This is a genomic window from Streptomyces sp. NPDC107498, assembly GCF_055582805.1.
Genome location: NZ_JBVJPE010000003.1, coordinates 394,797 through 418,830 on the forward strand (window position 1 = coordinate 394,797; position 24,034 = coordinate 418,830).

Annotated in this window: 20 protein-coding genes; 14 read left to right on the top strand and 6 right to left on the bottom strand. The window is 72.3% G+C overall.

Annotated features, from left to right (window positions below; translation table 11 throughout):
* The 4 genes from ACZ66Z_RS07475 (at window position 1) to ACZ66Z_RS07490 (ending at window position 3,975) form a co-directional block, all read left to right on the top strand.
* Window positions 1–1,353: an APC family permease gene (locus ACZ66Z_RS07475; RefSeq protein ID WP_469933036.1), complete on the top strand. Its 1,353-nt coding sequence runs from the start codon at window positions 1–3 to the stop codon at window positions 1,351–1,353.
* A gap of 251 nt (window positions 1,354–1,604) precedes the next feature.
* Window positions 1,605–2,840, top strand: a complete 1,236-nt coding sequence (gene xseA / locus ACZ66Z_RS07480; protein WP_469933037.1) for an exodeoxyribonuclease VII large subunit — start codon at window positions 1,605–1,607, stop codon at window positions 2,838–2,840.
* 124 nt (window positions 2,841–2,964) lie between these two features.
* On the top strand, window positions 2,965–3,243 hold the full coding sequence (locus tag ACZ66Z_RS07485; protein WP_469933038.1) for an exodeoxyribonuclease VII small subunit: 279 nt from the start codon (window positions 2,965–2,967) through the stop codon (window positions 3,241–3,243).
* A gap of 141 nt (window positions 3,244–3,384) precedes the next feature.
* Complete coding sequence (locus tag ACZ66Z_RS07490; RefSeq protein WP_469933039.1) at window positions 3,385–3,975, top strand: malonic semialdehyde reductase; 591 nt, start codon at window positions 3,385–3,387, stop codon at window positions 3,973–3,975.
* A gap of 62 nt (window positions 3,976–4,037) precedes the next feature.
* On the opposite strand, the gene ACZ66Z_RS07495 is transcribed toward ACZ66Z_RS07490, so the two are convergent.
* Window positions 4,038–4,571 carry a DUF4245 domain-containing protein gene (locus ACZ66Z_RS07495; RefSeq protein WP_469933040.1) on the bottom strand — a complete coding sequence of 178 codons (534 nt, stop codon included), beginning with the start codon at window positions 4,569–4,571 and terminating at the stop codon, window positions 4,038–4,040.
* A 117-nt stretch (window positions 4,572–4,688) separates the two neighbouring features.
* On the opposite strand from ACZ66Z_RS07495, the gene glpX reads away from it, so the two are divergent.
* Window positions 4,689–5,723, top strand: a complete 1,035-nt coding sequence (gene glpX / locus ACZ66Z_RS07500) for a class II fructose-bisphosphatase (RefSeq protein ID WP_469933041.1) — start codon at window positions 4,689–4,691, stop codon at window positions 5,721–5,723.
* Between the two features lie 98 nt (window positions 5,724–5,821).
* Here glpX and ACZ66Z_RS07505 read toward each other — a convergent pair whose 3' ends face one another.
* Both ACZ66Z_RS07505 and ACZ66Z_RS07510 read right to left on the bottom strand, forming a co-directional pair.
* Window positions 5,822–6,193, bottom strand: coding sequence for a WhiB family transcriptional regulator (locus ACZ66Z_RS07505; RefSeq protein ID WP_469933042.1), 372 nt, complete (start codon window positions 6,191–6,193; stop codon window positions 5,822–5,824).
* 170 nt (window positions 6,194–6,363) lie between these two features.
* Window positions 6,364–7,104 carry a DUF1707 SHOCT-like domain-containing protein gene (locus ACZ66Z_RS07510; RefSeq protein ID WP_469933043.1) on the bottom strand — a complete coding sequence of 247 codons (741 nt, stop codon included), beginning with the start codon at window positions 7,102–7,104 and terminating at the stop codon, window positions 6,364–6,366.
* 242 nt (window positions 7,105–7,346) lie between these two features.
* Here ACZ66Z_RS07510 and ACZ66Z_RS07515 point away from each other — a divergent pair, with 242 nt between their 5' ends.
* From ACZ66Z_RS07515 to ACZ66Z_RS07525, 3 genes are all read left to right on the top strand, one after another.
* On the top strand, window positions 7,347–9,017 hold the full coding sequence (locus ACZ66Z_RS07515; protein ID WP_469933044.1) for a fumarate hydratase: 1,671 nt from the start codon (window positions 7,347–7,349) through the stop codon (window positions 9,015–9,017).
* 177 nt (window positions 9,018–9,194) lie between these two features.
* Window positions 9,195–9,824, top strand: coding sequence for an HAD family acid phosphatase (locus ACZ66Z_RS07520; RefSeq protein WP_469933045.1), 630 nt, complete (start codon window positions 9,195–9,197; stop codon window positions 9,822–9,824).
* Window positions 9,825–9,849: 25 nt separating this feature from the next.
* Entirely contained in the window at window positions 9,850–10,485 is a 636-nt protein-coding gene (locus ACZ66Z_RS07525) for a lipoprotein (RefSeq protein ID WP_469933046.1), read from the top strand.
* A 120-nt stretch (window positions 10,486–10,605) separates the two neighbouring features.
* On the opposite strand, the gene ACZ66Z_RS07530 is transcribed toward ACZ66Z_RS07525, so the two are convergent.
* Entirely contained in the window at window positions 10,606–12,135 is a 1,530-nt protein-coding gene (locus ACZ66Z_RS07530) for a ricin-type beta-trefoil lectin domain protein (protein WP_469933047.1), read from the bottom strand.
* A 106-nt stretch (window positions 12,136–12,241) separates the two neighbouring features.
* Here ACZ66Z_RS07530 and ACZ66Z_RS07535 point away from each other — a divergent pair, with 106 nt between their 5' ends.
* From ACZ66Z_RS07535 to ACZ66Z_RS07545, 3 genes are all read left to right on the top strand, one after another.
* Entirely contained in the window at window positions 12,242–13,642 is a 1,401-nt protein-coding gene (locus tag ACZ66Z_RS07535) for a class II fumarate hydratase (RefSeq protein ID WP_469933048.1), read from the top strand.
* 146 nt (window positions 13,643–13,788) lie between these two features.
* Window positions 13,789–14,454 carry a cytidylyl-2-hydroxypropylphosphonate hydrolase gene (fomD, locus tag ACZ66Z_RS07540; protein WP_469933049.1) on the top strand — a complete coding sequence of 222 codons (666 nt, stop codon included), beginning with the start codon at window positions 13,789–13,791 and terminating at the stop codon, window positions 14,452–14,454.
* Window positions 14,455–14,765: 311 nt separating this feature from the next.
* Window positions 14,766–16,808, top strand: a complete 2,043-nt coding sequence (locus ACZ66Z_RS07545) for a SpoIIE family protein phosphatase (protein WP_469933050.1) — start codon at window positions 14,766–14,768, stop codon at window positions 16,806–16,808.
* Between the two features lie 76 nt (window positions 16,809–16,884).
* Here the strand turns inward: ACZ66Z_RS07545 and ACZ66Z_RS07550 are convergent, their stop codons facing one another.
* Window positions 16,885–19,101 (bottom strand): transglycosylase domain-containing protein, encoded by a 2,217-nt coding sequence (locus tag ACZ66Z_RS07550; protein WP_469933051.1) that lies wholly within the window; start codon window positions 19,099–19,101, stop codon window positions 16,885–16,887.
* Window positions 19,102–19,368: 267 nt separating this feature from the next.
* On the opposite strand from ACZ66Z_RS07550, the gene ACZ66Z_RS07555 reads away from it, so the two are divergent.
* The 3 genes from ACZ66Z_RS07555 to ACZ66Z_RS07565 are packed head-to-tail and all read left to right on the top strand — an operon-like array spanning window position 19,369 to window position 22,942.
* Complete coding sequence (locus ACZ66Z_RS07555) at window positions 19,369–19,893, top strand: PadR family transcriptional regulator (RefSeq protein ID WP_469933052.1); 525 nt, start codon at window positions 19,369–19,371, stop codon at window positions 19,891–19,893.
* On the top strand, window positions 19,890–20,573 hold the full coding sequence (locus ACZ66Z_RS07560) for an ABC transporter ATP-binding protein (protein WP_469933053.1): 684 nt from the start codon (window positions 19,890–19,892) through the stop codon (window positions 20,571–20,573). Before ACZ66Z_RS07555 ends, ACZ66Z_RS07560 begins: the two co-directional genes overlap by 4 nt.
* Window positions 20,570–22,942, top strand: coding sequence for an FtsX-like permease family protein (locus ACZ66Z_RS07565; protein ID WP_469933054.1), 2,373 nt, complete (start codon window positions 20,570–20,572; stop codon window positions 22,940–22,942). The genes ACZ66Z_RS07560 and ACZ66Z_RS07565 overlap by 4 nt, the downstream gene beginning before the upstream one ends.
* An 81-nt stretch (window positions 22,943–23,023) precedes the next feature.
* Here ACZ66Z_RS07565 and ACZ66Z_RS07570 read toward each other — a convergent pair whose 3' ends face one another.
* On the bottom strand, window positions 23,024–23,998 hold the full coding sequence (locus tag ACZ66Z_RS07570; protein WP_469933055.1) for a LysR substrate-binding domain-containing protein: 975 nt from the start codon (window positions 23,996–23,998) through the stop codon (window positions 23,024–23,026).
* Between the last annotated feature and the right edge of the window lie 36 nt (window positions 23,999–24,034).

Consider the following 24,034-nt stretch of genomic DNA (forward strand, 5'->3'; position numbering starts at 1 on the left):
ATGGCTCAGGAGACGCAGGCGGCGGGGCACGAGGGACTCCGACGGAATCTCGGATTCCGCGACCTTGTCGTGTACGGACTGCTGTTCATCGCCCCCATGGCACCGGTCGGCGTCTTCGGGACGCTCGACGCGAAGTCGCACGGGGCCGTCGCACTGGTGTACGTCGTGGCCACCGTCGCCATGGCGTTCACGGCGTTCAGCTACGCCCAGATGGTGCGGGTCGCGCCGCAGGCCGGCTCCGTCTTCACGTACGCGCGCAAGGGCCTCGGAGAGGGGCCGGGGTTCATCGCCGGGTGGATGGCGATGCTCGACTACCTGCTGATCCCGGCCGTCGCCTACCTCTTCGCGGGCATCGCGATGGAGGCGCTGGTCCCGGAGGTGGACCGGTGGGTGTGGACCGGGATCGCCGTGGTGGTCACCACGCTGCTGAACCTGTGGGGCGTGCGGGCGGCGGCCCGGGTCGGCTTCGCGGTGCTCGCGATGGAGATCGTCGTCCTGCTGGTCTTCGTCGTGTCGGCGGCGGTCGTGCTCGTACGGGACGGGGCGCTGCGCGACGGGTGGTCGCCGCTCGCCGGTGACGGCGCGTTCTCGCTCGCGGCGGTGGTGGGGGCCGTGTCGGTCGCCGTCCTGTCCTACCTGGGCTTCGACGCGATCGCCTCCTTCGCGGAGGAGGTCACGGGAGGCTCGCGGAAGGTGGCGCGGGCGGTGCTGTTCTGCCTGGCGCTGGCGGGCGTCCTGTTCGTGGCCCAGACCTGGCTGGTGGCGCTCCTCGAACCGGTCTCCTCGGCCGAGCTCGCCGCCGACCCGGCCAAGCAGGGCTCGGCCTTCTACGACGCCGTGGACGCCTCCGTCGGCGGCTGGCTGCACGACCTGGTGGCCGTGTCGAAGGCGATCGGCGCGGCCTTCGCGGCGCTCGCGGGGCAGGCGGCGGGCGGCAGGCTGCTGTTCGCGATGGGCCGCGACCGGCGCCTTCCGCATCTGCTGGCCCGCACCGACGGCGGTGTCCCCCGGGTGGCACTGCTGGTGGCGGCGACCGTGACGATGATCGCGGCGGTGTGGGCGGCGCGCCGGGACGACGGACTCGACCACCTGGTCTCGGTGGTCGACGTCGGCGCGCTGACCGCCTTCGTACTGCTGCACGCGAGCGTGGTGGGCTGGTTCGCCGTGCGGCGGGCCGAGGGGCCGCCGCACTGGCTGAAGCACGTCGTCCTTCCGGTGGTCGGCGCGGCGATCCTGATCGCGGTGATCGTCGAGGCCTCGGTCGCCGCGCAGGTGGTGGGCGTGGTGTGGCTGGGGGTGGGACTCGTCGTCCTCGCCGTGCAGGGCGCGACGAGGACGTCCACGCGCGCGTAGGTGCCGATGGGGACGTCCACGCGCGCGCAGTGCCGACGAGGACGTCCACGCATGCTCAGCGACGACGGGAACGTCCATGGGTGCGCGAACCGACGGGGACGTTCCCTCGCGCGGGGGTCGACGGGGACGTCCCCGCGCACGTGGACCGGCAAGGGCGCCCCCGCGCGCGTGGCGCCGTTCGGAGCTCGTCGGGCGGGGCCGGTCCGCCGTGCGCCCCTGACGTTGTCGTACCGCGCGGTTACGCTCGGTCCATGGCTCTGACTACGTCCGTCGAAGCACCGCTTCCCGTCGGTGAGGTCTCCCGGCTCATCGGGGGGTGGATCGACCGGCTCGGGGCGATCTGGGTCGAGGGGCAGATCACGCAGCTGTCGCGGCGCCCCGGCGCCGGGGTCGTCTTCCTGACGCTGCGGGACCCCTCGTACGACGTCTCGATCGGCGTCACCTGCTACCGCCAGGTCTTCGACGCGGTCGCGGACGTCGTCTCGGAGGGCGCCCGGGTCGTCGTGCACGCCAAGCCCGAGTGGTACGCGCCGCGCGGGCAGCTGTCGCTGCGGGCGGTGGAGATCAAGCCGGTCGGGATCGGCGAGCTGCTCGCCCGGCTCGAACAGCTGAAGCGGAGCCTGGCCTCGGAGGGCCTGTTCGCCCTCGACCGGAAGAAGCCGCTGCCGTTCCTGCCGCACCTCGTGGGCCTGGTCTGCGGCCGCGCCTCGGCGGCCGAGCGGGACGTCCTGGAGAACGCGCGCCGTCGCTGGCCGGCCGTCCGCTTCGAGGTGCGGAACGTCGCGGTGCAGGGCGTGAAGGCGGTCCCGCAGGTCGTCCGGGCGGTCAGGGAGCTGGACGCCCACGAGGACGTGGACGTGATCATCGTGGCCCGGGGCGGCGGCAGCGTCGAGGACCTGCTGCCGTTCTCGGACGAGCAGCTGGTCCGGACGGTGGCCGACTGCCGTACGCCGGTGGTGTCCGCGATCGGGCACGAGCCGGACTCCCCGCTGCTCGACCTGGTGGCCGACCTGCGCGCCTCGACGCCGACGGACGCGGCCAAGAAGGTCGTCCCGGACGTCGGCGAGGAGCTGGACCGGGTGCGCGGGCTGCGGGACCGGGCGCTGCGGACCGTGCGCGGTCTCCTGGAGCGCGAGGAGCGGGGTCTGGCGAACGCGCTCGCGCGGCCCGTCATGGAGCGTCCGCAGCGCATGGTGGAGGTCCGCGAGGACGAGGTCGCGGCGCTCCTGGCCCGGAGCCGGCGGGTCCTCGGGCACCTGCTGGACCGGGCCGACTCGGAGCTCTCGCACACGCGGGCGCGGGTCCGGGCGCTGTCGCCCGCCGCGACGATGGAGCGGGGGTACGCGGTGCTCCAGCGGGCGGACGGGACGGTGGTCCGCTCCCCCGGGGAGGCCCCGGAGGGCGAGGAGCTGCGGGCCCGGGTCGCCGAGGGCGAGTTCACGGTGCGCCGCGTGCCCGCCCCGACCGGCCCCGGGCGAACGGCCTGAGCGGGGACCCCGAACGGAAGACCCCGCGCGGGAAACCCCGAGCGGAAGCCCCTGAGCGGAATCCCCTGCGCGGGAGACGGGGCAGTCGAGCAAGAACGACCGGACACGGCGGATGGAGCGGCACATGGCAGCGGGCACGAGCACGGACGCGGGCGTGGAAGAGGAGGCCCTCGGTTACGAGCAGGCGCGGGACGAGCTGATCGAGGTCGTCCGGCGCCTGGAGGCGGGCGGGACGTCCCTGGAGGAGTCCCTCGCGCTCTGGGAGCGGGGCGAGGAGCTGGCGAAGGTGTGCCGCCGCCGTCTGGAGGGGGCGCGGGCCCGGCTCGACGCCTCGCTGGCGGCGGAGCGCACGGCCGGCGCGGACGGGGGAACCGGAGCGGACGGGGAGGGCGGGGACGAGTAGGCCCGCCCTGACGACTCCGAGTGAACCGGATCACTATCCGGATGAGTTAGTTGAATTTTCACCAACCTTGGGCGTACTGTCGAGACATCGCTTGAATCTTGTACGAGCGAACCCCCCTGTGCAGTTCGGAAGGTACGCAGCATGTCTCTCGCCCTCGACGCCGTCGCCCAGGACCTCCTCTTCCGCGAGGCCCGCACCGCCAACACGTTCACCGACGAGCCGGTGACCGACGAGCAGGTCCAGGCGATCTACGACCTGGTGAAGTACGGTCCCACCGCCTTCAACCAGACCCCGCTGCGCATCACCCTGGTCCGCTCCCCCGAGGCCCGCGAGCGCCTGGTGGAGCACATGGCCGAGGGCAACCGGGCCAAGACCGCCGCCGCCCCGCTGGTCGCGATCCTCTCGGCCGACAACGAGTTCCACGAGGACCTGCCGGCGCTGCTCCCGCACTTCCCGCAGGCCAAGGACATGTTCTTCGCGGAGCGCCCGGTCCGCGAGGGCTCCGCGCTGCTGAACGCCGCCCTCCAGGCCGCGTACTTCATCGTGGGCGTCCGCGCCGCCGGCCTGGCCGCCGGCCCGATGACCGGCCTGGACTTCGCCGGCCTCCAGAAGGAGTTCCTGGACGACGACCACACCCCGCTGATGGTCGTCAACATCGGCAAGCCGGGCGAGGACGCCTGGTTCCCGCGCTCCCCGCGCCTGTCGTACGACGAGGTCGTCACCACCGTCTGAGCCTGACGGCAGCACGAGGACGGGCCCCGCACTCCACGAGTGCGGGGCCCGTCCCGTACGCCTCAGGCCTTCTTCGCCCGGAGCGAGCCGGCCATCTCGGCCAGCCGCTCGAAGGAGGCCGTGCCGGTCACCACGGTCGTCGCGCCGTCCTCCGTGCGGACCAGCGCGTCGTACTTCGGGCCCTCCCAGCGCTGCCAGACCCGCCCGGCCACCGTCTGGGTCTTCCCGGTGTTCTTCGCCTTCCGGGTCACCTCGGGGACGAACTTCCTCGGCTCCGTCGTCGACTGGTTGACCGCCACGTACTGGGTGTCCGGGGAGAGGAAACCGAGCTGCCAGGCGTCGCCCTTCTCGCGCTTGTACGAGACGACCGTCGCCTTCCATCCCTCGCCGAGGCCCTCGGGGGCCAGCACCGGATACGGCGCCGCCCGCTGGGCCGTGAGGAGCTCGACCCGGTAGTCCTTCGCCTTGACCGGTTCGGCGCTCTCGTCGTGCGGGATGAAGAGATACATCACGCCCGCGGCGACCATGATCACCCCGAGGGACTGGAACATCCCGCGTACCGTCTGCCTGCCTCGCATACCTGCCACGCCCACCATGGTCGCATCACGGCGTCCTGCTCATACGTGGGCCCCTCTGCTCATTTTGTCGACGTACCGATAGAGTCGCAGCACCCTCTTTTTCCCGGCCGTCGCCGTACAGAAAGGTGCGTTCCGATGACCGAGCACCACCACCTTCCGCCCGAGCTTGTCGTTTCTCCCGAGGCCCCCGACCGCAACCTCGCCCTGGAGCTGGTCCGCGTCACCGAGGCCGCCGCCATGGCCGCCGGCCGCTGGGTCGGCCGCGGCGACAAGATCGGCGCGGACGGGGCGGCGGTCAACGCCATGCGGACCCTGATCTCCACCGTCTCGATGAACGGCGTCGTCGTCATCGGCGAGGGCGAGAAGGACGAAGCCCCCATGCTCTTCAACGGCGAGCGGGTCGGCGACGGCACCGGCGCCGAGGTCGACATCGCGGTCGACCCGATCGACGGCACCACGCTCAACGCGAAGGGCATGCCGAACGCGATCGCCGTCCTGGCCGCCGCCGACCGCGGCACCATGTTCGACCCGTCCGCGGTCTTCTACATGGACAAGCTGGTCACCGGCCCGGAGGCCGCCGACTTCGTCGACATCAACGCCCCCGTCTCGGTCAACATCCGCCGGGTCGCGAAGGCCAAGAACTCCTCCCCCGAGGACATCACGGTCGTCATCCTGGACCGCCCGCGTCACGAGGGCATCGTCAAGGAGATCCGCGAGACGGGCGCCCGGATCAAGTTCATCTCGGACGGCGACGTCGCCGGCTCGATCATGGCCGTCCGCGAGGGCACCGGCGTCGACATGCTCATGGGCATCGGCGGCACGCCCGAGGGCATCATCTCCGCCTGCGCCATCAAGTGCCTCGGCGGCGTGATCCAGGGCAAGCTGTGGCCGAAGGACGACGCCGAGCGCCAGAAGGCCCTGGACGCGGGCCACGACCTGGACCGCGTGCTCTCCACGAACGACCTGGTCGGCGGCGACAACGTGTTCTTCGTCGCGACCGGCATCACCGACGGCGAGCTGCTGCGCGGGGTGCGCTACCGCGCCGAGACCGCGACCACGCAGTCGCTGGTCATGCGCTCGAAGTCCGGCACGATCCGCCAGATCGACTCGACGCACCGGCTCTCGAAGCTGCGCGCGTACAGCCAGATCGACTTCGACCGGGCCAAGTAGCGAGGCGGCCGGAGGCCGGCCGCACGAAGAGGGGCGCCCCCATGTGCGGTGGGGGCGCCCCTTCTCGTACGGACCGGGGGAGGGTCTCCGCGATCCCGTCAGCCGGCCTGGGGCATCCGCTCGGTCGCGGCCGCCTTCCGCAGCTCCACCTCACGCCGTCGGCGCCGGGCGAGGACGACGCGGCGCTCGGCCGCCGTGAGCCCGCCCCACACCCCGTACGGCTCGGGCTGGAGCAGCGCGTGCTCCCGGCACTCGACCATCACGGGACAGCGCGCGCAGACCCGCTTGGCCGCCTCCTCGCGGGCGAGCCGCGCGGCGGTCGGCTCCTTGGACGGGGCGAAGAACAGCCCGGCCTCGTCCCGGCGGCACACCGCCTCCGCGTGCCATGGACCGGCCTCGTCCTCCCGGGCAGGGGCGCGCTGAGGGGGTACGGCGGCGACCTGGAGGGGCTGATGCGGCGGTTGCAGCACGGTCTACTCCTGACGACGGCTTCGCGAGAGAGCGGCGATGCACCAGCCTTACCCGTTGTGCGCGCGCCTATGCACTGCGTGCCCCGCCGTTCCGCACTGCGGAGAGCCGGGGGCGAATTCCGGTCATCTTCCGGCCGCCTTCCGGTCGCCGCCGGACGCCCCCCCGGGCGTCAGTGTCCGTGGTGCTTGCGGAGCCTGCCCTGGAGATCGGTGATCCACTTGCCGCGCTTGGGCTTGGCCTCGACGTTCCCGAAGATCGAGAAGCCGTTGACGACGACGACCGGCGCCTGCGGGTCGGCCCCTTCCAGGGTCACGACCTCGAAGTTCCCGAAGACGCCGCTGCCGCTGCCGCGCAGGCTGATGTTCTCCGGGACCCGGATCTCGACGTTCCCGAAGATGGAGGTGGCGTTGATGGTGGTCAGCCGCTGGGCGAAGATCGCCTCGGTCAGGTCCACCTCGACGTTCCCGAAGAGCGCGAAGGCGTTCGTCCGGCGGCTCACCCGCCAGCGGCCCTTGCGGGTGGTGCTGGAGAAGATCGCGACGAGGTTGTCCGCCGGGCCCTCGGGGTCCTCGGGGCCGTAGGCGAAGGCCGGTTCGGCCTCCCGGGCGGAGCGGGCGCCCGGCAGGTCGCGGACGATCGGCTCCAACTCGCCGACGGTCTTGGCCCGGTAGACCGCGTCGATCCGGTCCGAGTGCTCCTCGGCGTCGAGCCGCCCCTCGGCCAGGGCGTCCCGGAGGATGTCCGCGATCCGGTCCCGGTCCGCGTCCGAGGCCCGCAGCGAGCCCTGCGGATCGGCGAAGGCGGGCCCGGCGAGAGCGGGCTCGGCGAGGGCGGGGGCGGGCTCGGCGGGGGCGACCGGCCGCTGCGGCCGCGGCTGCTTCTCGGGTTCGGGCTGCTTTTCGAGGTCCACGGAGCCAGCCTAGCGACACGCGATAGATCGCAACCAGAGGGAACACCCCGGGCGCACCCCCCAACGCTCCGGCCGCGTCCCCTAGGGGACGACCCGGGGTCCGACCACGCCGTTCCGGCGCGGTCGCAGGCCCTAGTGAGCCTTACCTCACAGGATCCGGGCCGCCCCCGCGTCTTACGCTGGAGGGAGCGCCGCCAACGGAGGCGGCGCTGCTGTCTGCCGAGTGAGGAATGGCCGCCGTCATGCCTGAGTTTGCGTACTCCGATCTGCTCCCCCTGGGAGAGGACACCACGCCCTACCGCCTGGTGACCTCCGAAGGTGTCTCCACCTTCGAGGCCGACGGGCGTACGTTCCTCAAGGTCGAGCCCGAGGCGCTGCGCAAGCTGGCCGCCGAGGCCGTCCACGACATCCAGCACTTCCTGCGCCCGGCCCACCTGGCCCAGCTGCGCCGGATCATCGACGACCCGGAGGCGTCGAGCAACGACAAGTTCGTCGCGCTCGACCTCCTGAAGAACGCGAACATCGCCGCCGCGGGCGTGCTCCCCATGTGCCAGGACACCGGCACCGCGATCGTCATGGGCAAGCGCGGACAGAACGTGCTGACCTCCGGCCGTGACGAGGAGGCCCTGTCCAAGGGCGTCTACGACGCCTACACCAAGCTGAACCTGCGCTACTCGCAGATGGCGCCGGTCACCATGTGGGAGGAGAAGAACACCGGCTCGAACCTGCCCGCGCAGATCGAGCTGTACGCGACCGACGGCGGCGCGTACAAGTTCCTCTTCATGGCCAAGGGCGGCGGCTCGGCCAACAAGTCCTTCCTCTACCAGGAGACCAAGGCGGTCCTGAACGAGGCCTCCATGATGAAGTTCCTGGAGGAGAAGATCCGCTCGCTCGGCACGGCCGCCTGCCCGCCGTACCACCTGGCGATCGTCGTCGGCGGCACGAGCGCCGAGTTCGCGCTCAAGACCGCGAAGTACGCCTCCGCGCACTACCTGGACGAGCTGCCCACCGAGGGCTCGGCCGAGACCGGCCACGGCTTCCGGGACAAGGAGCTGGAGGAGAAGGTCTTCGAGCTGACGCAGAAGATCGGCATCGGCGCGCAGTTCGGCGGCAAGTACTTCTGCCACGACGTCCGCGTGGTCCGCCTCCCCCGCCACGGCGCCTCGCTGCCCGTCGCGATCGCCGTCTCCTGCTCGGCCGACCGCCAGGCCGTCGCGAAGATCACCGCCGAGGGCGTCTTCCTGGAGCAGCTGGAGACCGACCCGGCGCGCTTCCTGCCGGAGACGGAGGACTCCCACCTCGACGAGTCCTCGGACGTCGTGAAGATCGACCTCAACCAGCCGATGGACGAGATCCTCGCCGAGCTGACCAAGCACCCGGTCAAGACCCGGCTGTCCCTCAGCGGCCCGCTGGTCGTGGCGCGCGACATCGCGCACGCCAAGATCAAGGAGCGCCTGGACGCGGGCGAGGAGATGCCGCAGTACCTGAAGGACCACCCGGTCTACTACGCGGGCCCCGCGAAGACCCCCGAGGGTTACGCCTCCGGCTCCTTCGGTCCGACGACGGCCGGCCGCATGGACTCGTACGTGGAGCAGTTCCAGGCGGCGGGCGGCTCGAAGGTCATGCTGGCCAAGGGCAACCGGAGCAAGCAGGTCACGGACGCGTGCGGGGCGCACGGCGGCTTCTACCTGGGCTCGATCGGCGGCCCGGCGGCGCGTCTCGCGCAGGACTGCATCAAGAAGGTCGAGGTCGTCGAGTACGAGGAGCTCGGCATGGAGGCGGTCTGGAAGATCGAGGTCGAGGACTTCCCGGCCTTCGTCGTCGTCGACGACAAGGGCAACGACTTCTTCCAGAACCCGGCGCCCGAGCCGACCTTCACGCACATCCCGGTGCGCGGCCCCGGTCTCGGCTGACCGTCACGGCTCCCGGAACCCCCCGTCCCTCCTGGGACCGGGGGGTTCCGTCGTTCTCCGGTGTCGGTCTTCGCTCAGAAAGTCGCTACCGGCCGGTAGCCTTCCCGTCGCCTACTGGCCAGTATGGGGCGCGAGCATGTCAACCACTGAGCCGGTCGACCCCCTCGGGAGCCCCCCATGCCCTCCGTCAAAGCCACCGCCACGGCCACCAGCGTCCTCGGTCTGACGGCCCTCCTCCTCGTCGGCCCGGCACCCGCCGCCTCCGCCGCCGATCCGGACACCCACCACACGTCGAGCGCGGCGATCCAGGGCGTCGACTACACGACCTGGCGCCGTGACGTGGCCGCGGTCGTCGACCGGGCGCGCCCGTACATCGAGGAGCGCGCGGAGGACGCCGGCCACCAGAAGCAGGCGATCGTCCTCGACATCGACAACTCCTCGCTGGAGACGGACTTCCACCCGTTCTGGGAGCTGCCGACCCCGGCCATCCCCGAGGTCCGCGCCCTGGTCGCCGACGCCCACGCGCGCGGTGTGTCCGTCTTCTTCGTGACGGCCCGTCCGGGGATCGTCCACTCCCTGACGGACTGGAACCTGAGGAAGGCCGGCTACCCGGTCGACGGGCTGTACGTGCGCTCGCTCCCCGATCTGTTCGCCGAGGTCAGCGCGTACAAGACCGAGAAGCGCGCCGAGATCGAGGCCAAGGGCTACACGATCGTCGCGAACATCGGCAACAACACGACCGACCTCGTCGGCGGCCACGCCGAGCGCGCCTTCAAGCTCCCGGACTACGGCGGCAAGCTGTCCTAGTGCGGCCCTCGGGGACGATGGGGCCATGCCGGAGAGAGCACGACCGATGCGTACGGCCGTCCCCGTCGCCCTGGTGGCGGCCGGGCTGCTGCTGACCGCCTGCGGGACGACCCCGAAGCCCGACGCCGCCGCGGCGGGCCCGGCGAGGACCACGGCTCCCGCCGCCAAGGGCCCCGCCGCCACGCTCGGCGGCCCCGGGACGGCCTGCGTGCTGCCCGTCTCCTTCGGGCTCGCGGCGGGCTGGAAGCCCGCGGCGGTCGAGGAGCCCGAGGACCCGGAGTTCGCCGAGCTCGTCCGGCAGGGGCCGGCCGTCATGCGCTGCGAGATCGACGCCAAGCCCACCGGGAACATCGGCTACCTGCGGGTGTGGACGGTCGCGAAGGGCCCGGCCCGGGCCGCTCTCGAAGGCTTCGTGAAGGCGGCGGACGAGCCCTCCGCCGTCTCCTACCGGGAGACCCGGGCCGGCGCGCTGGCCGCCACCGAGGTCACGTACACGGCGTACAGCGAGCTCATGGACGAGACCGAGGAGCAACGGGCCTTCGCCGTCTCCACCCCGAAGGGCGCGGTCGTCATCATCCACCTCGGCGGTCTCGACACCGAGGAGCACCGTGCGATGCTCCCGGCCTACGAGCTGGCGAGGAGCACGGCCAAGGCGCTCTGAGCGGGACCGCGAGAGCCTGACCGCGACCGCGTGACCGTGACCGCGACTGCACGACCGCGACCGCATGACCGTGGCCCCCCGTCCCGCACCGGACGAGGGGCCACGGCGTGCGGAAGGCCCTTATGCGAACTTCTGGTTCGCGGAGCCGTCGCAGTTCTGGAGCCGGACCGGCTCCTTCGCCGCGCTCTGGGTGAGGCAGAGGCCGGTCGCGGCGGCAGGACGGAGGGTGGCGCCGTCGCGGACGAACTTCTGGTTGGCGGCGCCGCCGCAGTTCCAGACGACGAGGGCCTTGCCGGTCTGGTAGACGGCGCCCGGCACGTCCAGGCAGCGGTCCTGGGTGAGCTGGGTGTGGACGGTCCCCCGGGCGGAGTCGTACCACCAGCCCTGGTTGCGGCCGCCGTGGCAGTCCCAGCCGAGGACGGCGGTCCCGTTGGCCGACTCGGAGGCGTTCACGTCGAGGCAGTTGCCGGTCGCCTGGTTCTTCAGCGGCTTGTACGCGTCGTCCCAGGCGAGCGGGAAGAGCGTCGGGGTGCCGGAGGAGTTGACGTCGGCGCAGCTCGCCTCGCGCAGGCCCGAGTCGTAGAGCTGGGTCAGACAGGAGGCGAAGGCGCCGTGGCCGCTCCTGTTGGGGTGGAAGGACTGGCGGACGGAGTTCTCGTCGAGTCCGCCGGGCTTGGAGAGGTCGATGTAGAGGCCCCGGGCCCAGGCGTCCTCCATGCAGACCTCGTGGCCGTTGAAGAGCCGCGAGTTGTCGAGGTAGACCGCGCCGGTGTCGGCGGCGATCGTGCGCATGCCGCGCTCGAAGGCCGGGACGGCGGTGTTGCGGCCCCACTTGGTGTCGGAGTCGTAGCCCATGCCGCCGCAGGCGAGCTTCCCGGGGAAGTTCGGGTTGTCGTGGAAGTCGGGGCCGATCGGGCTCGGGTAGCCCATGACGACGAGCTTGTAGTCGCCGTCGGCGTATCCGGCGTCGCGCATGACCGTCCTCAGGTCGCGGACGGTCTGCTCGACCTTGGGGACGAGTCCGTCGACGCGGGCCTGCCAGCCGGGGGCGTACTTGGGCTCGCAGGTGCCCTGGCTGAGCACGTAGCGCTGGACGCAGTCGGTCATGACGGGCCCGAACTGGAGGTCGTCGTTGGCGCCGGCGACGAGCAGGACCATCTTGATGCGGGTGTTGCGGGCCTTGACGGCGAGGTTGTCGCTCTGGACGAGTTCGTCGGCGTACTGCTTGGAGCCGCCGATCCGGATGTTCCCGGTGTACGCGCCGGAGCAGGACACGTTGAAGGTGAGGTCCGCGGGGATCCCGGTGCGGTGGATGGCGGCGTCCGGGGAGCGGTGGCACCAGTTGGTGGGCCCGTTGGTGGGGGACTCGTACGTGCCGACGCCCTCGCCGGAGATCTCGCTGTCGCCGAGCGAGATCAGGCCGGTCCTGCGCTGGGCGAGCGGCCGTTCCTCGGGGCTGCCGTAGATCTTGGTGGCCTCGGCCGCCCGGATCGCCTCCAGCTCGGGAGAGAGCGGTACGGAGGTGATTCCGGCCGCTCCGCTCGTGTCGGCAGCGCCGGCGGGGGCGGCCGCGGTCATGCTGCCGAGTGCCGCCGCCGCGGCGGCGACGGCCGCGACGGGCCAGCGGAGTCTGGACCTGGTGCGCTTCACTGCGCCTCCTGGAAGTGGGGTTACCCACGGTTTTTACTGGCCGGTACGCGCCTTGGGAATACATCGAACAAGACAACTGCTCATCTTTTATCGGAGGTTGAGAAACATGAACGACACGGACGGGTACCGCATCGAGCACGACTCCATGGGCGAGGTGCAGGTCCCCGCGCACGCCAAGTGGCGGGCCCAGACCCAGCGGGCGGTGGAGAACTTCCCGGTCTCCGGCCAGCGCCTGGAGCGCGCCCACATCGAGGCCCTGGCCCGGATCAAGGCCGCCGCCGCCAAGGTCAACGCCGAGCTCGGGGTGGTGGAGGAGGACCGCGCGGAGGCGATCGTCTCGGCCGCGGAGGAGGTCGCCGAGGGCCGCTGGGACGAACACTTCCCCGTGGACGTCTTCCAGACCGGCTCGGGCACCTCGTCCAACATGAACGCCAACGAGGTGATCGCCACCCTGGCCACCGAGCGGCTCCCCGAGGGGCGCGAGGTGCATCCCAACGACCACGTCAACGCCTCGCAGTCCTCGAACGACGTCTTCCCCTCCTCCATCCACATCGCGGCCACCGCCGCCGTCACCCGCGACCTGATCCCCGCCCTCGACCACCTGGCCGCCGCCCTGCAGCGAAAATCGGCCGAATTCGCGTCGGTGGTGAAGTCCGGCCGCACGCATCTGATGGACGCCACCCCGGTCACCCTGGGCCAGGAGTTCGGCGGCTACGCGGCCCAGGTCGGGTACGGGGTCGAGCGGTTGCGCGCCGTGCTCCCCCGGCTCGCCGAACTCCCCCTCGGCGGTACGGCGGTGGGCACCGGCATCAACACCCCGGCCGGCTTCTCCGCCGCCGTCATCGCGGAGGTCGCCCGCGCGACCGGGCTGCCGCTGACGGAGGCCCGCGACCACTTCGAGGCCCAGGGCGCCCGCGACGGCCTGGTGGAGACGTCCGGGCAGCTCAGGACCATCGCCGTCTCCCTCACCAAGATCGCCAACGACCTGCGCTGGATGGCCAGCGGTCCGCGCACCGGTCTCGCCGAGATCAACCTCCCCGACCTCCAGCCCGGCTCCTCGATCATGCCGGGCAAGGTCAACCCGGTGATCCCCGAGGCGGTCCTGATGGTCGCCGCGCAGGTGACCGGAAACGACACCACGGTCGCGGTCGCGGGCGCGGCCGGGAACTTCGAGCTCAACGTGATGCTCCCGGTGATGGCCAAGAACCTGCTGGAATCCGTGCGCCTGCTGGCCAACGCCTCCCGGCTCCTCGCCGACCGCACGGTCGACGGCGTCACCGCCAACGCCGAGCGCGCCCGCGAGTACGCCGAGTCCTCCCCGTCCGTGGTCACCCCGCTGAACAAGTACATCGGCTACGAGGAGGCCGCCAAGGTCGCGAAGAAGTCCCTCGCCGAGCGGAAGACCATCCGCGAGGTGGTGCTGGAGTCCGGCTACGTCGAGCGGGGCGACCTCACCGTCGAGCAACTGGACGAGGCGCTGGACGTGCTGCGGATGACGCGTCCGTGACCCGCGCCGCGGCGCCGGAGCGGCTCGTCCGCGACCCGCGCCGCGGCCCCGGGACGGCTCGCCCGCGACCCGCGCCGCGACCCCGGGATGACTCATCCGTGACCTGTGCCGCAGCGCCGATGGGAGCGCGCCCCTAAGATCTGCGCATGACAGGATCGGACGGCTCCCAGCACTGGGCGCCGGGGGAGCACATCCTCTGGCGCTACCGCGGCAACGGCACCGAAGACGTGGCCATCTGCCGGCCGGTGACCGTCGTCCAGGACACGCCCGAGCTGCTCGCCGTCTGGATGGCGCCCGGCACCGAGTGCGTACGGCCGGTGCTCGCCGACGGCACCCCCGTGCACGACGAGCCGCTCGCCACCCGCTACACCGCCCCGCGCACCACCGAGCGCGCCCGCTGGGCCGGCACCGGGGTCCTCAAGCTGGCCCGGCCGGAGGACCCCTGGTCGGTGTGGCTGTTCTGGGAGCGCGGCTGGCGCTTCCGCAGCTGGTACGTGAACCTGGAGGAGCCGCGGACCCGCTGGTCCGGCGGCATCGACTCCGAGGACCACTTCCTCGACATCTCCGTCTACCCCGACCGCAGCTGGCTGTGGCGGGACGAGGACGAGTTCGCCCAGGCCCAGCGGGCCGGGTTGATGGGGCCCGAGCAGGCCGCGCGGGTCCTGGCCGCCGGTCAGGACGCGGTGGAGCTGATCTCCTCCTGGGGGTCGCCGTTCGCGGACGGCTGGGAGGCCTGGCGGCCGGATCCCGCCTGGCCGGTGCCGATGCTCCCGGCGGACTGGGACCGCACTCCGGCGCACACGGCCCCGTGAGACCCTTGATGCACCCCCGGGGTTCAAACGTAGGATCGTCCTCCGCAAGGCCCACACCGAGCGAAGAGCACGTCAGACCGACCGAACAGCACGTCAGAGGCGTAAGCCAGCACAGGAACTGACCACGAGTCACCCACGAGGGGGAGAGCAGTGCCGGACGTGTGCCCGGGTGTGCCGACCCCCGCCCTTGCCGCCGCTCGCAAAAGCTCCGCATCCACCGCAGACTCGGGGTTTAGCCCTGCCGAAGGCGCGGCATCGGCCAACAGAGCGAGTGCATCGCACCACCGGCCCGGACGGACGGAATCCCAGGCGTGACGGAGCATCCCACCTCCCACGAAGGCCGGCAGCCCCTGGCTGCCCGGCCGCAGGAACGCGCGCGCCCTCGCCAGGAGGCGGCGGCCGGCCTGCCCTCCGACGTGCCCGGCAAGGCGGGCGGCCCGGCGGCCGCCACGACCCCGGCCCCGGACGCGCCCCCGCAGCCCACCGGCCCGGCCGCCGCCGGAGGCGCGGGCCACCCGGGCCCCGTGGGCGGCGCGGGCCACCCGGACTCCCCCGGTGGTACGAACCACCCCGGTTTCCCCGGCGGTACGGGTCGTCCCGGTGCCCCCGGCACCATGGCCCTCGCCGTCTCCCCGCAGCATCCCGGCGGCGGGGACACCTCCGCCCGGCGGGAGGGCGACCGGCTGCGGTTCGTCGGCGCCGCGACCCGGCGCATCGCGCGCGGCATCGACCTGGACGAGATCGTCCTCGGTCTGTGCCGGGCCACCGTGCCGACCTTCTCCGACGAGATCCTGGTCTACCTCCGCGATCCGCTCCCGGTGGGCGACGAGCGGCCGGTGGCGCCCTTCGTGCTGCGGCTGCGCCGCACCGACCGGCTGCGGTTAAGCGATCTGGAGGGCGAGGAGCTCGTCCTCGTACCCGATCCGGATCCGACCCCCGCGGCCGAACTCTGCGAGGTGCGGTCCGGCGGGGCGCTGGCCGAGGTGCTGCGCGGGGTGCGGCCGGTCTTCGGCGACTCCGCGGCCGCCAAGGCGGCGCTGACCGAACTGCTCGGCCCCGAGCACCCGCTGCCCGGCGGGCTGCGCGCGGTCCTCGCACCGCTGCGCGGCCGACGGCGGGTGATCGGGGCCGCCGTCTTCCTGCGCCGCCCCGAGCGGGCCGGCTTCGAGCCGAACGACCTGCTCGTCGCGGCGCAGTTGGCCACGCACACCGCGCTCGGCATCGACAAGGCCGTGCTGTACGGCCGCGAGGCGTACATCGCGGACGAGCTCCAGCGGACGATGCTGCCGGACTCGCTGCCGCAGCCGACCGGCGTCAAGCTGGCCTCGCGCTATCTGCCGGCGGCCGAGACGGCCCGGGTCGGCGGCGACTGGTACGACGCGATCCCGCTGCCCGGCAGCAGGGTCGCCCTCGTCGTCGGCGACGTCATGGGCCACTCCATGACCTCGGCCGCGATCATGGGCCAGCTGCGCACGACCGCGCAGACCCTGGCCGGTCTCGACCTGCCCCCGCAGGAGGTCCTGCACCACCTGGACGAGCAGGCGCAGCGGCTCGGCGAGAACCGCATGGCGACCTGCATGTACGCGGTGTACGACCCGGTCTCGCACCGGATCACCGTGGCCAACGCGGGCCATCCGCCGCCGATACTGCTCCACCTGGGCGGTCGCGCCGAGGTGCTGCGGGTGCCGCCCGGCGCCCCGATCGGGGTCGGCGGGGTGGACTTCGAGGCGGTCGAGCTGGACGCCCCGGCGGGCGCCACGCTGCTGCTCTACACGGACGGTCTCGTCGAGTCCCGGCTGCGGGACGTGTGGACCGGGATCGAGCAGCTGCGGGAGCGCCTCGCGGCGACCGCGCAGCTGACGGGGCCGGACCACTCGCCGCCCCTGGAGGCGCTCTGCGACGACGTCCTCGACATGCTGGGACCGGGCGACCGGGACGACGACATCGCACTGCTCGCGGCCCGCTTCGACGGGATCGCGCCGAGCGACGTGGCGTACTGGTTCCTGGAGCCGGAGGACGCGGCCCCGGGGCGGGCCCGGCGGCTCGCCCGGCGGGCGCTGGCCCGCTGGGACCTGGAGGAGCTGACGGACTCGGTGGAGCTGCTGGTCAGCGAGGTCGTGACGAACGCCGTGCGGTACGCGGAGCGGCCGGTGACCCTGCGGCTGCTGCGGACGGACGTGCTGCGCTGCGAGGTCGGCGACGACTCCCCGCAGCTGCCCCGGCAGCGGCGGGCGCGCGAGACGGACGAGGGCGGGCGCGGACTGTTCCTGGTGAACCGGCTGGCCCGGCGGTGGGGGGCGACCCGGCTGTCGGGCGGCAAGGTGGTCTGGTTCGAGCTGGCGACCCGCGTCTGAGCCCGTACCGGACGACGTCCGTACCGTACGGCCGAAGGCCGGACCCCCGTGCGGGGTCCGGCCTTCGGCCGTGTCGTCAGCGGGGCGAGCGGGTGGTGCTGTTCGCGCCCGGCTCGCCGCCGCCGTCCGGCGGCTGGATCGAGGTCGGCGGGGCGGTCGTCGGCTCCTCGGTCGCCGTCGGCTCCTCGGTGGGGTCCGGCGGCGTGGTGACGGGGTCGCGCGTCGGCGGCGGCGTGGTGGCCGTCGTGGCCGGCGGGGTGGTCGGGTCCGGGGAGGTCGTGGTCGGCTCCTCGGTCGGCTCCTCCGTCGGCTCCTCGGTGGTCGAGGTGGGGTCCGGCAGCGTGCCGTCCGGGGCGGTGCCGCCGGTCACCAGGTCGAAGGAGGCGTCCGAGCCACCGTCCAGCGCGCGCTCGGTGTAGTCGCCCCAGATCTGGGCGGGCGTGCGGCCGCCGTTGGCGCGTCCGGGGTTGATGGTGTTGGTGAGGGTGACCTGGTTCCCCTTGGCGTCCTCGCCGAAGAGGCCGACGGCGGTGACGAGTTCGGGGGTGTAGCCGACGAACCAGGCGGAGCGGTTGTTCTCGGAGGTGCCGGTCTTGCCGGCGGCCTCGTAGTTGCCGGCGGCCCGGAAGCCGGAGCCGTTCTGCACGACGCCCGTCATGGCCCGCGTGGCGGTGTCGGCGGCCTCGCGGGTGATGACCTGCTCGCCGATCGCCTCGGCGCCCTTGACCGTGCGGTCCTTGTGCTCGGCGGTCTTCACCAGGGTCGGGGTGACCTTCTTGCCGTGGTTGTCGAGCGTGGCGTAGACGCCGGCCATGTCCATGGTGGAGGCGCCCATGGTGCCGAGGGAGATGGCGGGAGTCTCGGGGAAGCCGGCGCCGTCCTTCATGCCGAGGGCGAGGGCGGTCTTCTTGGCCTTGGCCGGGGTGACGTCGACGATCATCTGGGCGTAGACCGAGTTGATCGAGCTGTTGGTGGCCTTCTGGACGGTGACGGGGCCGTAGCTCTCGTCGTCCTCGTTCTCCGGCGCGAACTCGATGGGGCTGCCGACGACCGGCCTCTGGCTGGTGCCGTCGTAGACGGTGCCGAGGCCGATCTCCCGCCCGTCCTGGGTGACCGCGTGGTTGTCGACGGCGGAGGCGAGGACGATCGGCTTGAAGGTGGAGGCGGGCTGGTAGTCGCGGCGGGTCGCGTTGGACATCCAGTGCTCGGTGGCACCGACGCCGCCGTAGAGGGCGACGACCGCGCCGGTCTTCGGGTCGACGGAGGTGGCGCCGGCCTGGACGGTCGCCTGCTTCTCGTCGCCCTTGCGGTCGAGCTTGTCCTCCAGCTGCTTGTCGACCGCCTTGACGAGGTCCTTCTGCTTCTTCTCGTCGATGTTGAGGGTGATCGTCCAGCCGCCGGCCTTGATGTCCTCCTCGCTGACGCCCTGACGCATCAGCTCCTGGTTGGCGGCCTCGACGATGTAGCCGGTCTGGCCCTCCATGCCGGGGGCGGGCTTGGGCTTCTGCGGGACGGGGAACTTCATGCCGGCGCGCTCGGAGGGGCTGAGCCAGCCCTCGCCGACCATGTTGTCGAGGACGTAGTTCCAGCGCTCCTCGACGAGCTTGCGGCCGGTGGTGCTCGCGGAGGTCCAGTCGTACTGGTTGGGCGCCTGGAGCAGCGAGGCGAGGTAGGCGCCCTGCGCGGTGGTGAGGTGGGGGGCGTCGACGCCGTAGTACGAGCGGGCGGCGGCCTGTATGCCGTAGGCGGAGCGGCCGTAGTAGCTGGTGTTCATGTACCCGGCGAGGATGTCGCTCTTGCTCATCTTCTGGTCGACCTTGATGGCGATGACCATTTCCTTGAGCTTGCGGGTCGCCGTCTGGTCCTGGCTCAGGAAGTAGTTCTTGACGTACTGCTGGGTGATCGTGGAGCCGCCCTGCTTGCCCTTGCCGGTGACCGTGTTCCAGGCGGCGCGGGTGGTGCCCTTGATGTCGACGCCGTTGTCCTTGTAGAAGGTCTTGTTCTCGGCGGCGACGAACGCCTTCTGGACCTGGAGCGGGATCTTGTCGAGGCCGACGATCTCGCGGTTGATCTTGCCGGTGCGGGCGAGGATCTTGCCGTTGGAGTACTTGTAGATGTTGCTCTGCATCATCGCCTCGGCGTTGGCCGTCGGCACCGGGACCAGCAGGTAGACGACGTAGAGGGCGCCCATGCCGAGCATGCAGAACACGATGAAGGTGCCCAGGAGCTTCTTCCAGGTGAAGAGGCGGCGTATGCCGCTCTTCTTCGCCTTGCCCTTGTCCGGTCGGCCCATGTGTCCAGTCGCTCCGCTCGTCGTGTGTCCGGCGCCCTCGGTGCTGGGCCCGCCCGCGTGGGATCAGCTCAGCAAGCTAACACCGACGAGGCGGACAAAGGACAACCGATCACGCCTTTTCCGGACGTGAGAATCAGCACCCACGCCCAGAGGAACCGACGCTCCAGCGGACCGGATGGTTGCGTGAGGGGCCGATTCCGCTTCGTGACCGCCTACCGGGCGTGCAGCTATACACTGCACGTATACACACGATGTACAGTGATCCTCATGTCCATCGGTCACACCCTCCTCGGACTCCTGGAGTCCGGACCGCGCCACGGCTACGACCTCAAGCGCGCCTTCGACGAGAAGTTCGGCCAGGACCGGCCGCTCCACTACGGCCAGGTCTACTCGACCATGTCCCGGCTCCTGAAGAACGGCCTGGTCGTCGTCGACGGCATCGAGGCCGGCGGCGGCCCCGAGCGGAAGCGGTACGCCATCACCGAGGCCGGCATCACCGATGTCGCCCAGTGGCTCGCCACCCCCGAGAAGCCCGAGCCGTACCTCCAGTCCACGCTCTACACCAAGGTCGTCCTGGCCCTGCTCACCGGCCGCGGGGCCGCCGGACTCCTCGACACCCAGCGCGCCGAGCACCTGCGCCTGATGCGCGAGCTCACCCGGCGCAAGCGCGACGGCGACCTCGCCGACCAGCTCATCTGCGACCACGCCCTCTTCCACCTCGAAGCGGACCTGCGCTGGCTGGAACTGACCGCCGCCCGTCTCGACGCGCTCGCCGAGGAGATCCGCCGATGAGCCCCACCCCGCTGCTGCGCGCCACCGGCCTGGGCAAGGCCTACGGCCCGACCCCGGCGCTCGCCGGCGCCGACTTCGCCCTGCGGGCCGGCGAGGTCGTCGCCGTCATGGGCCCCTCCGGCTCCGGCAAGTCCACGCTCCTCCACTGCCTGGCCGGGATCGTGCGCCCCGACGCCGGCACCATCGGCTACGACGGGCGCGAGCTCACCGCGCTCTCCGACGGCGCCCTCAGCTCCCTGCGCCGCACCGACTTCGGCTTCGTCTTCCAGTTCGGCCAGCTCGTCCCCGAGCTGACCTGCGTCGAGAACGTCGCCCTCCCGCTCCGGCTGAACGGCGAGAAGCGGAAGGCGGCCGAGGCCAGGGCCGCCGAGTGGCTCGCCCGCCTGGAGGTCGACGCCGTCGCGGGCAAGCGCCCCGGCGAGATATCCGGCGGCCAGGGCCAGCGCGTCGCCGTCGCCCGCGCCCTGGTCACCGCCCCGCGCGTGATCTTCGCCGACGAACCGACCGGCGCGCTCGACTCCCTCAACGGCGAGCTGGTCATGCGGCTCCTCACCGACGCCTCCCGGGACACCGGCGCCGCCGTCGTCCTCGTCACCCACGAGGCCCGGGTCGCCGCCTGGTCCGACCGCGAGGTCGTCGTGCGGGACGGCTCGGTACGGGACGCGGAGTGGGCCGCATGAGCCTCGGCACCTGGACCCGCGACCTGACGCTCGGCGCCCGGTTCGCGATCACCGGCGGCCGCCCCGGCCTGCTCCGCACCCTGCTGACCGCGACCGGCGTCGGCTTCGGCGTGGCCCTGCTGCTGCTCGCCGCCTCCTTCCCGAACATGCTCTTCCAGCGGGAGGTGCGGGAGTCGGTCCGCGCCGTCGACGCCAGCGAGCAGGTCACCTCGCCCCGGCCCGACTCCTTTCTCCACCTCGGCCGCCCCACCGTCTACCGGGACGAGGCCGTCAGCGGACTGCTGCTGCGCCCCGAGGGCGACGCGCCCCCGCTCCCGCCGGGCGCGACCGCGTTCCCCGGGACCGGCGAGATGCTGGTCTCCCCCGCGCTCGGGGAACTGCTCGACTCCCCCGAGGGCGCCCTGCTCAAGAAGAGGATCCCCTACGAGGTCGTCGGGACGATCGGACCGGCCGGACTCATCGGCCCGGCCGAGCTGCGGTACGTCGCCCACGTCGACTTCCTCGACACCGAGAACTTCGACGGGCGCGGCACGCGCTTCGGCTGGTCGGTGCCCGAGGAGCCGATGAACGCGTTCCTCGTCCTCCTCGTCGTCGTCGCCTGCGTCGTCCTGCTCCTGCCGGTGCTCGTCTTCGTCGCGACCGCCGTCCGCTTCGGCGGCGAGCAGCGCGACCGGCGGCTCGCGGCGCTCCGGCTGATCGGCGCGGACACCGCCATGACCCGGCGGATCGCGGCCGGCGAGTCCCTCGCGGGTGCGCTGCTCGGGCTCCTCGTGGGCCTCGGACTCTTCGCGGCGGCCCGGCAGTTCGCGGGGACCTTCACCATCTGGGACGTCAACGCCTACCCCGGCGACGTCGTGCCGATGCCGGTCCTCGCCGTGCTCGTCCTCGCCGTCGTCCCGGTCGCCTCGGTCGTGGTCACCCTCTTCGCCCTGCGCGGGGTGGCGATCGAACCGCTGGGCGTCGTGCGGACCTCGACCCCGCGGCGCCGCCGGGTGTGGTGGCGGCTGCTGCTCCTCGCGGCCGGCGCGGCCCTCCTCGTCCCGCTCGTCGGCGACGTCCACGTGAACGAGACCGAGATCGACACCGTGAGCGTCGTGACCGGCACGACGCTCGTCCTCATCGGCCTCACCACGCTCCTGCCGTGGCTCGTCGAGGCGGGCGTCAAGCGGCTGCACGCCGGGCCGGTGGCCTGGCAGCTCGCGGTCCGCAGGCTCCAGTTGAGCAGCGGCACGGCGGCCCGCGCGGTCAGCGGCATCGTCGTCGCGGCGACCGGGGCGATCGCGCTCCAGATGCTCTTCCAGGCGATGGAGAGCGACTTCACCCAGTACAGCGGCGAGGACACCTCCCGCGCCCAGATCTCGATCGGCGTCGACGCGAGGAACGCCGACGAGGCCCGCGGGACGATCGACCGCCTCCGCCGGACCGAGGGCGTCACCGGCGCGATCGGCACCATCGAGTCCCGCGTGTGGCGGTCCGGCCCCTTGAAGGAGGGCGAGGAGTTCTCCCCGATGGCCTCGCTCCGGGTCGGCGACTGCGCCTCGCTCCGGGAGTACGCCACGCTTTCCTCCTGCGCGGACGGCGACGTCTTCGTCTTCCTCGCGCACGGCGCCCAGGGCAACCCGGACGACTCCTTCGTCACCCGGGCCGCCCGGCCCGGCGCCACGGTCGCCCTGCGCGACCCGCATCCGCACCCGAGCGCGCCGAAGCCCCCGAAGGGCACCCCGCTGCCGCAGTGGCGGATCCCCACGGCGGCCCGGATCGTGGACTCCCGCCCCGACCCGACGGGCAGGTACCAGTACGGCGTCCTCGCCACGCCGTCGGCGATCGACGCCGCCCTGCTCGACGAGCCCGACACGCAGACCATGGTCCGGCTCGACCCGGCCGTGCCCGACGCGGCCGAGTACGTGCGGAACACGGCGGCGGCCATCGATCCGACCTCCTGGGTGCTCACCCTGAAGGACACCGAGCGGGACGCGGCGTTCTCCAGCGTCCGCACCGGCATCCTCGTCGGTTCCACCCTGACGATGCTGCTCGTGGCGGCCTCGCTGCTGGTCGCGACCCTGGAGCAACTGCGGGACCGCAAGCGGCTGCTCTCCTCGCTGGTCGCCTTCGGCACCCGGCGCTCGACCCTGGGCTGGTCGGTGCTGTGGCAGACGGCGGTGCCGATCCTCCTCGGGCTCGCCCTCGCCGTGGCGGGCGGTCTCGGCCTCGGATACGTGCTGCTGAGGACGAGCGGTCAGCAGGTCCAGGACTGGTGGGGCTTCCTGCCCGTCGTGGGGATCGGCCTCGGACTGATCGCGGCCGTGACGCTGCTGAGCATGCCGGTGCTGTGGCGGCTGATGCGGGCGGACGGCCTGCGGACGGAGTGACCCGTCGACCGGATGTCCGAACAGGACGGGGCGGTACGGGGCGGCACGGAGGCGGGGCGGGGCTCCTGGCACCGGGGGGTGTCAGGAGCCGCCGCCCAGCACCCGTACCGGAAGTCCCTCCATCGCCCCGCGCAGGGCCTCCGCCAGTTCCTCGAACTCGGCGTGCCGGGCCGCGCCCGTCCGCATCGCGAGGGCGATCCGCCGCGAGGGCGCCGGTTCGGCGAAGCCCCCGGTCCACAGGGCGGTGTTGCGGGCGGTCTCGACGGTCACGGCGGTGCGGGGCAGCAGGGTCACCCCGAGGCCGCCCGCGACGAGCTGGACCAGCGTGGCGAGTCCGGCGGCCGTGGTGGTGACCTCGGCGCCCTCCGTGCGCCCGGCCTCCCGGCAGATGTCGAGGGCCTGGTCGCGCAGGCAGTGCCCCTCGTCGAGGAGCAGCAGCCGGAGTTCCTTGAGGGCCTCGCGCGGGATGTCGTCCCGCCCGGCCAGCGGGTGCCCTTCCGGGGTGACCAGGACGAAGTCCTCGTCGAAGAGGGGGATTTCGGTGACGCCGGGCACTCCGAGGGGCACGGCGAGCAGCAGCAGGTCGAGCCGGCCGGCGGCGAGCCCCTCCAGCAGCGAGGAGGTCTGCTCCTCGTGGACCTGGAGGTCGAGCTCGGGCCAGCGGCGGTGGACGAGCCGCAGGACGGTGGGCAGCAGATAGGGGGCGACGGTCGGGATCACACCGAGCCGCAGGACGCCCGTGAAGGGGGCCCGGGCGGCCTCCGCCTCCTCCATCAGCTCCGCCACCGCGTCGAGGACGGTCCGGGCGCGGACCGCGAGCCGCTCCCCGGCGGGCGAGAGCAGCACCTTCCGCGTCGTACGCTCGAGGAGCTGGACACCGAGTGCCTCTTCGAGAGCCGAGACCGCGCCCGAGAGAGCGGGCTGACTCATCCCGATGGCGGCCGCCGCGTCGCGGAAGTGCAGATGCTCGGCGACCGCCGCGAAGGCCCTGAGCTGGGAGAGGCTGGGCTGCTTGCCTCGGTGCGGGCCGTGCGGGGGGCTGTACGGGGATGCCACTGATAACCACCTTCGATCAACACGACCCACTCTAGC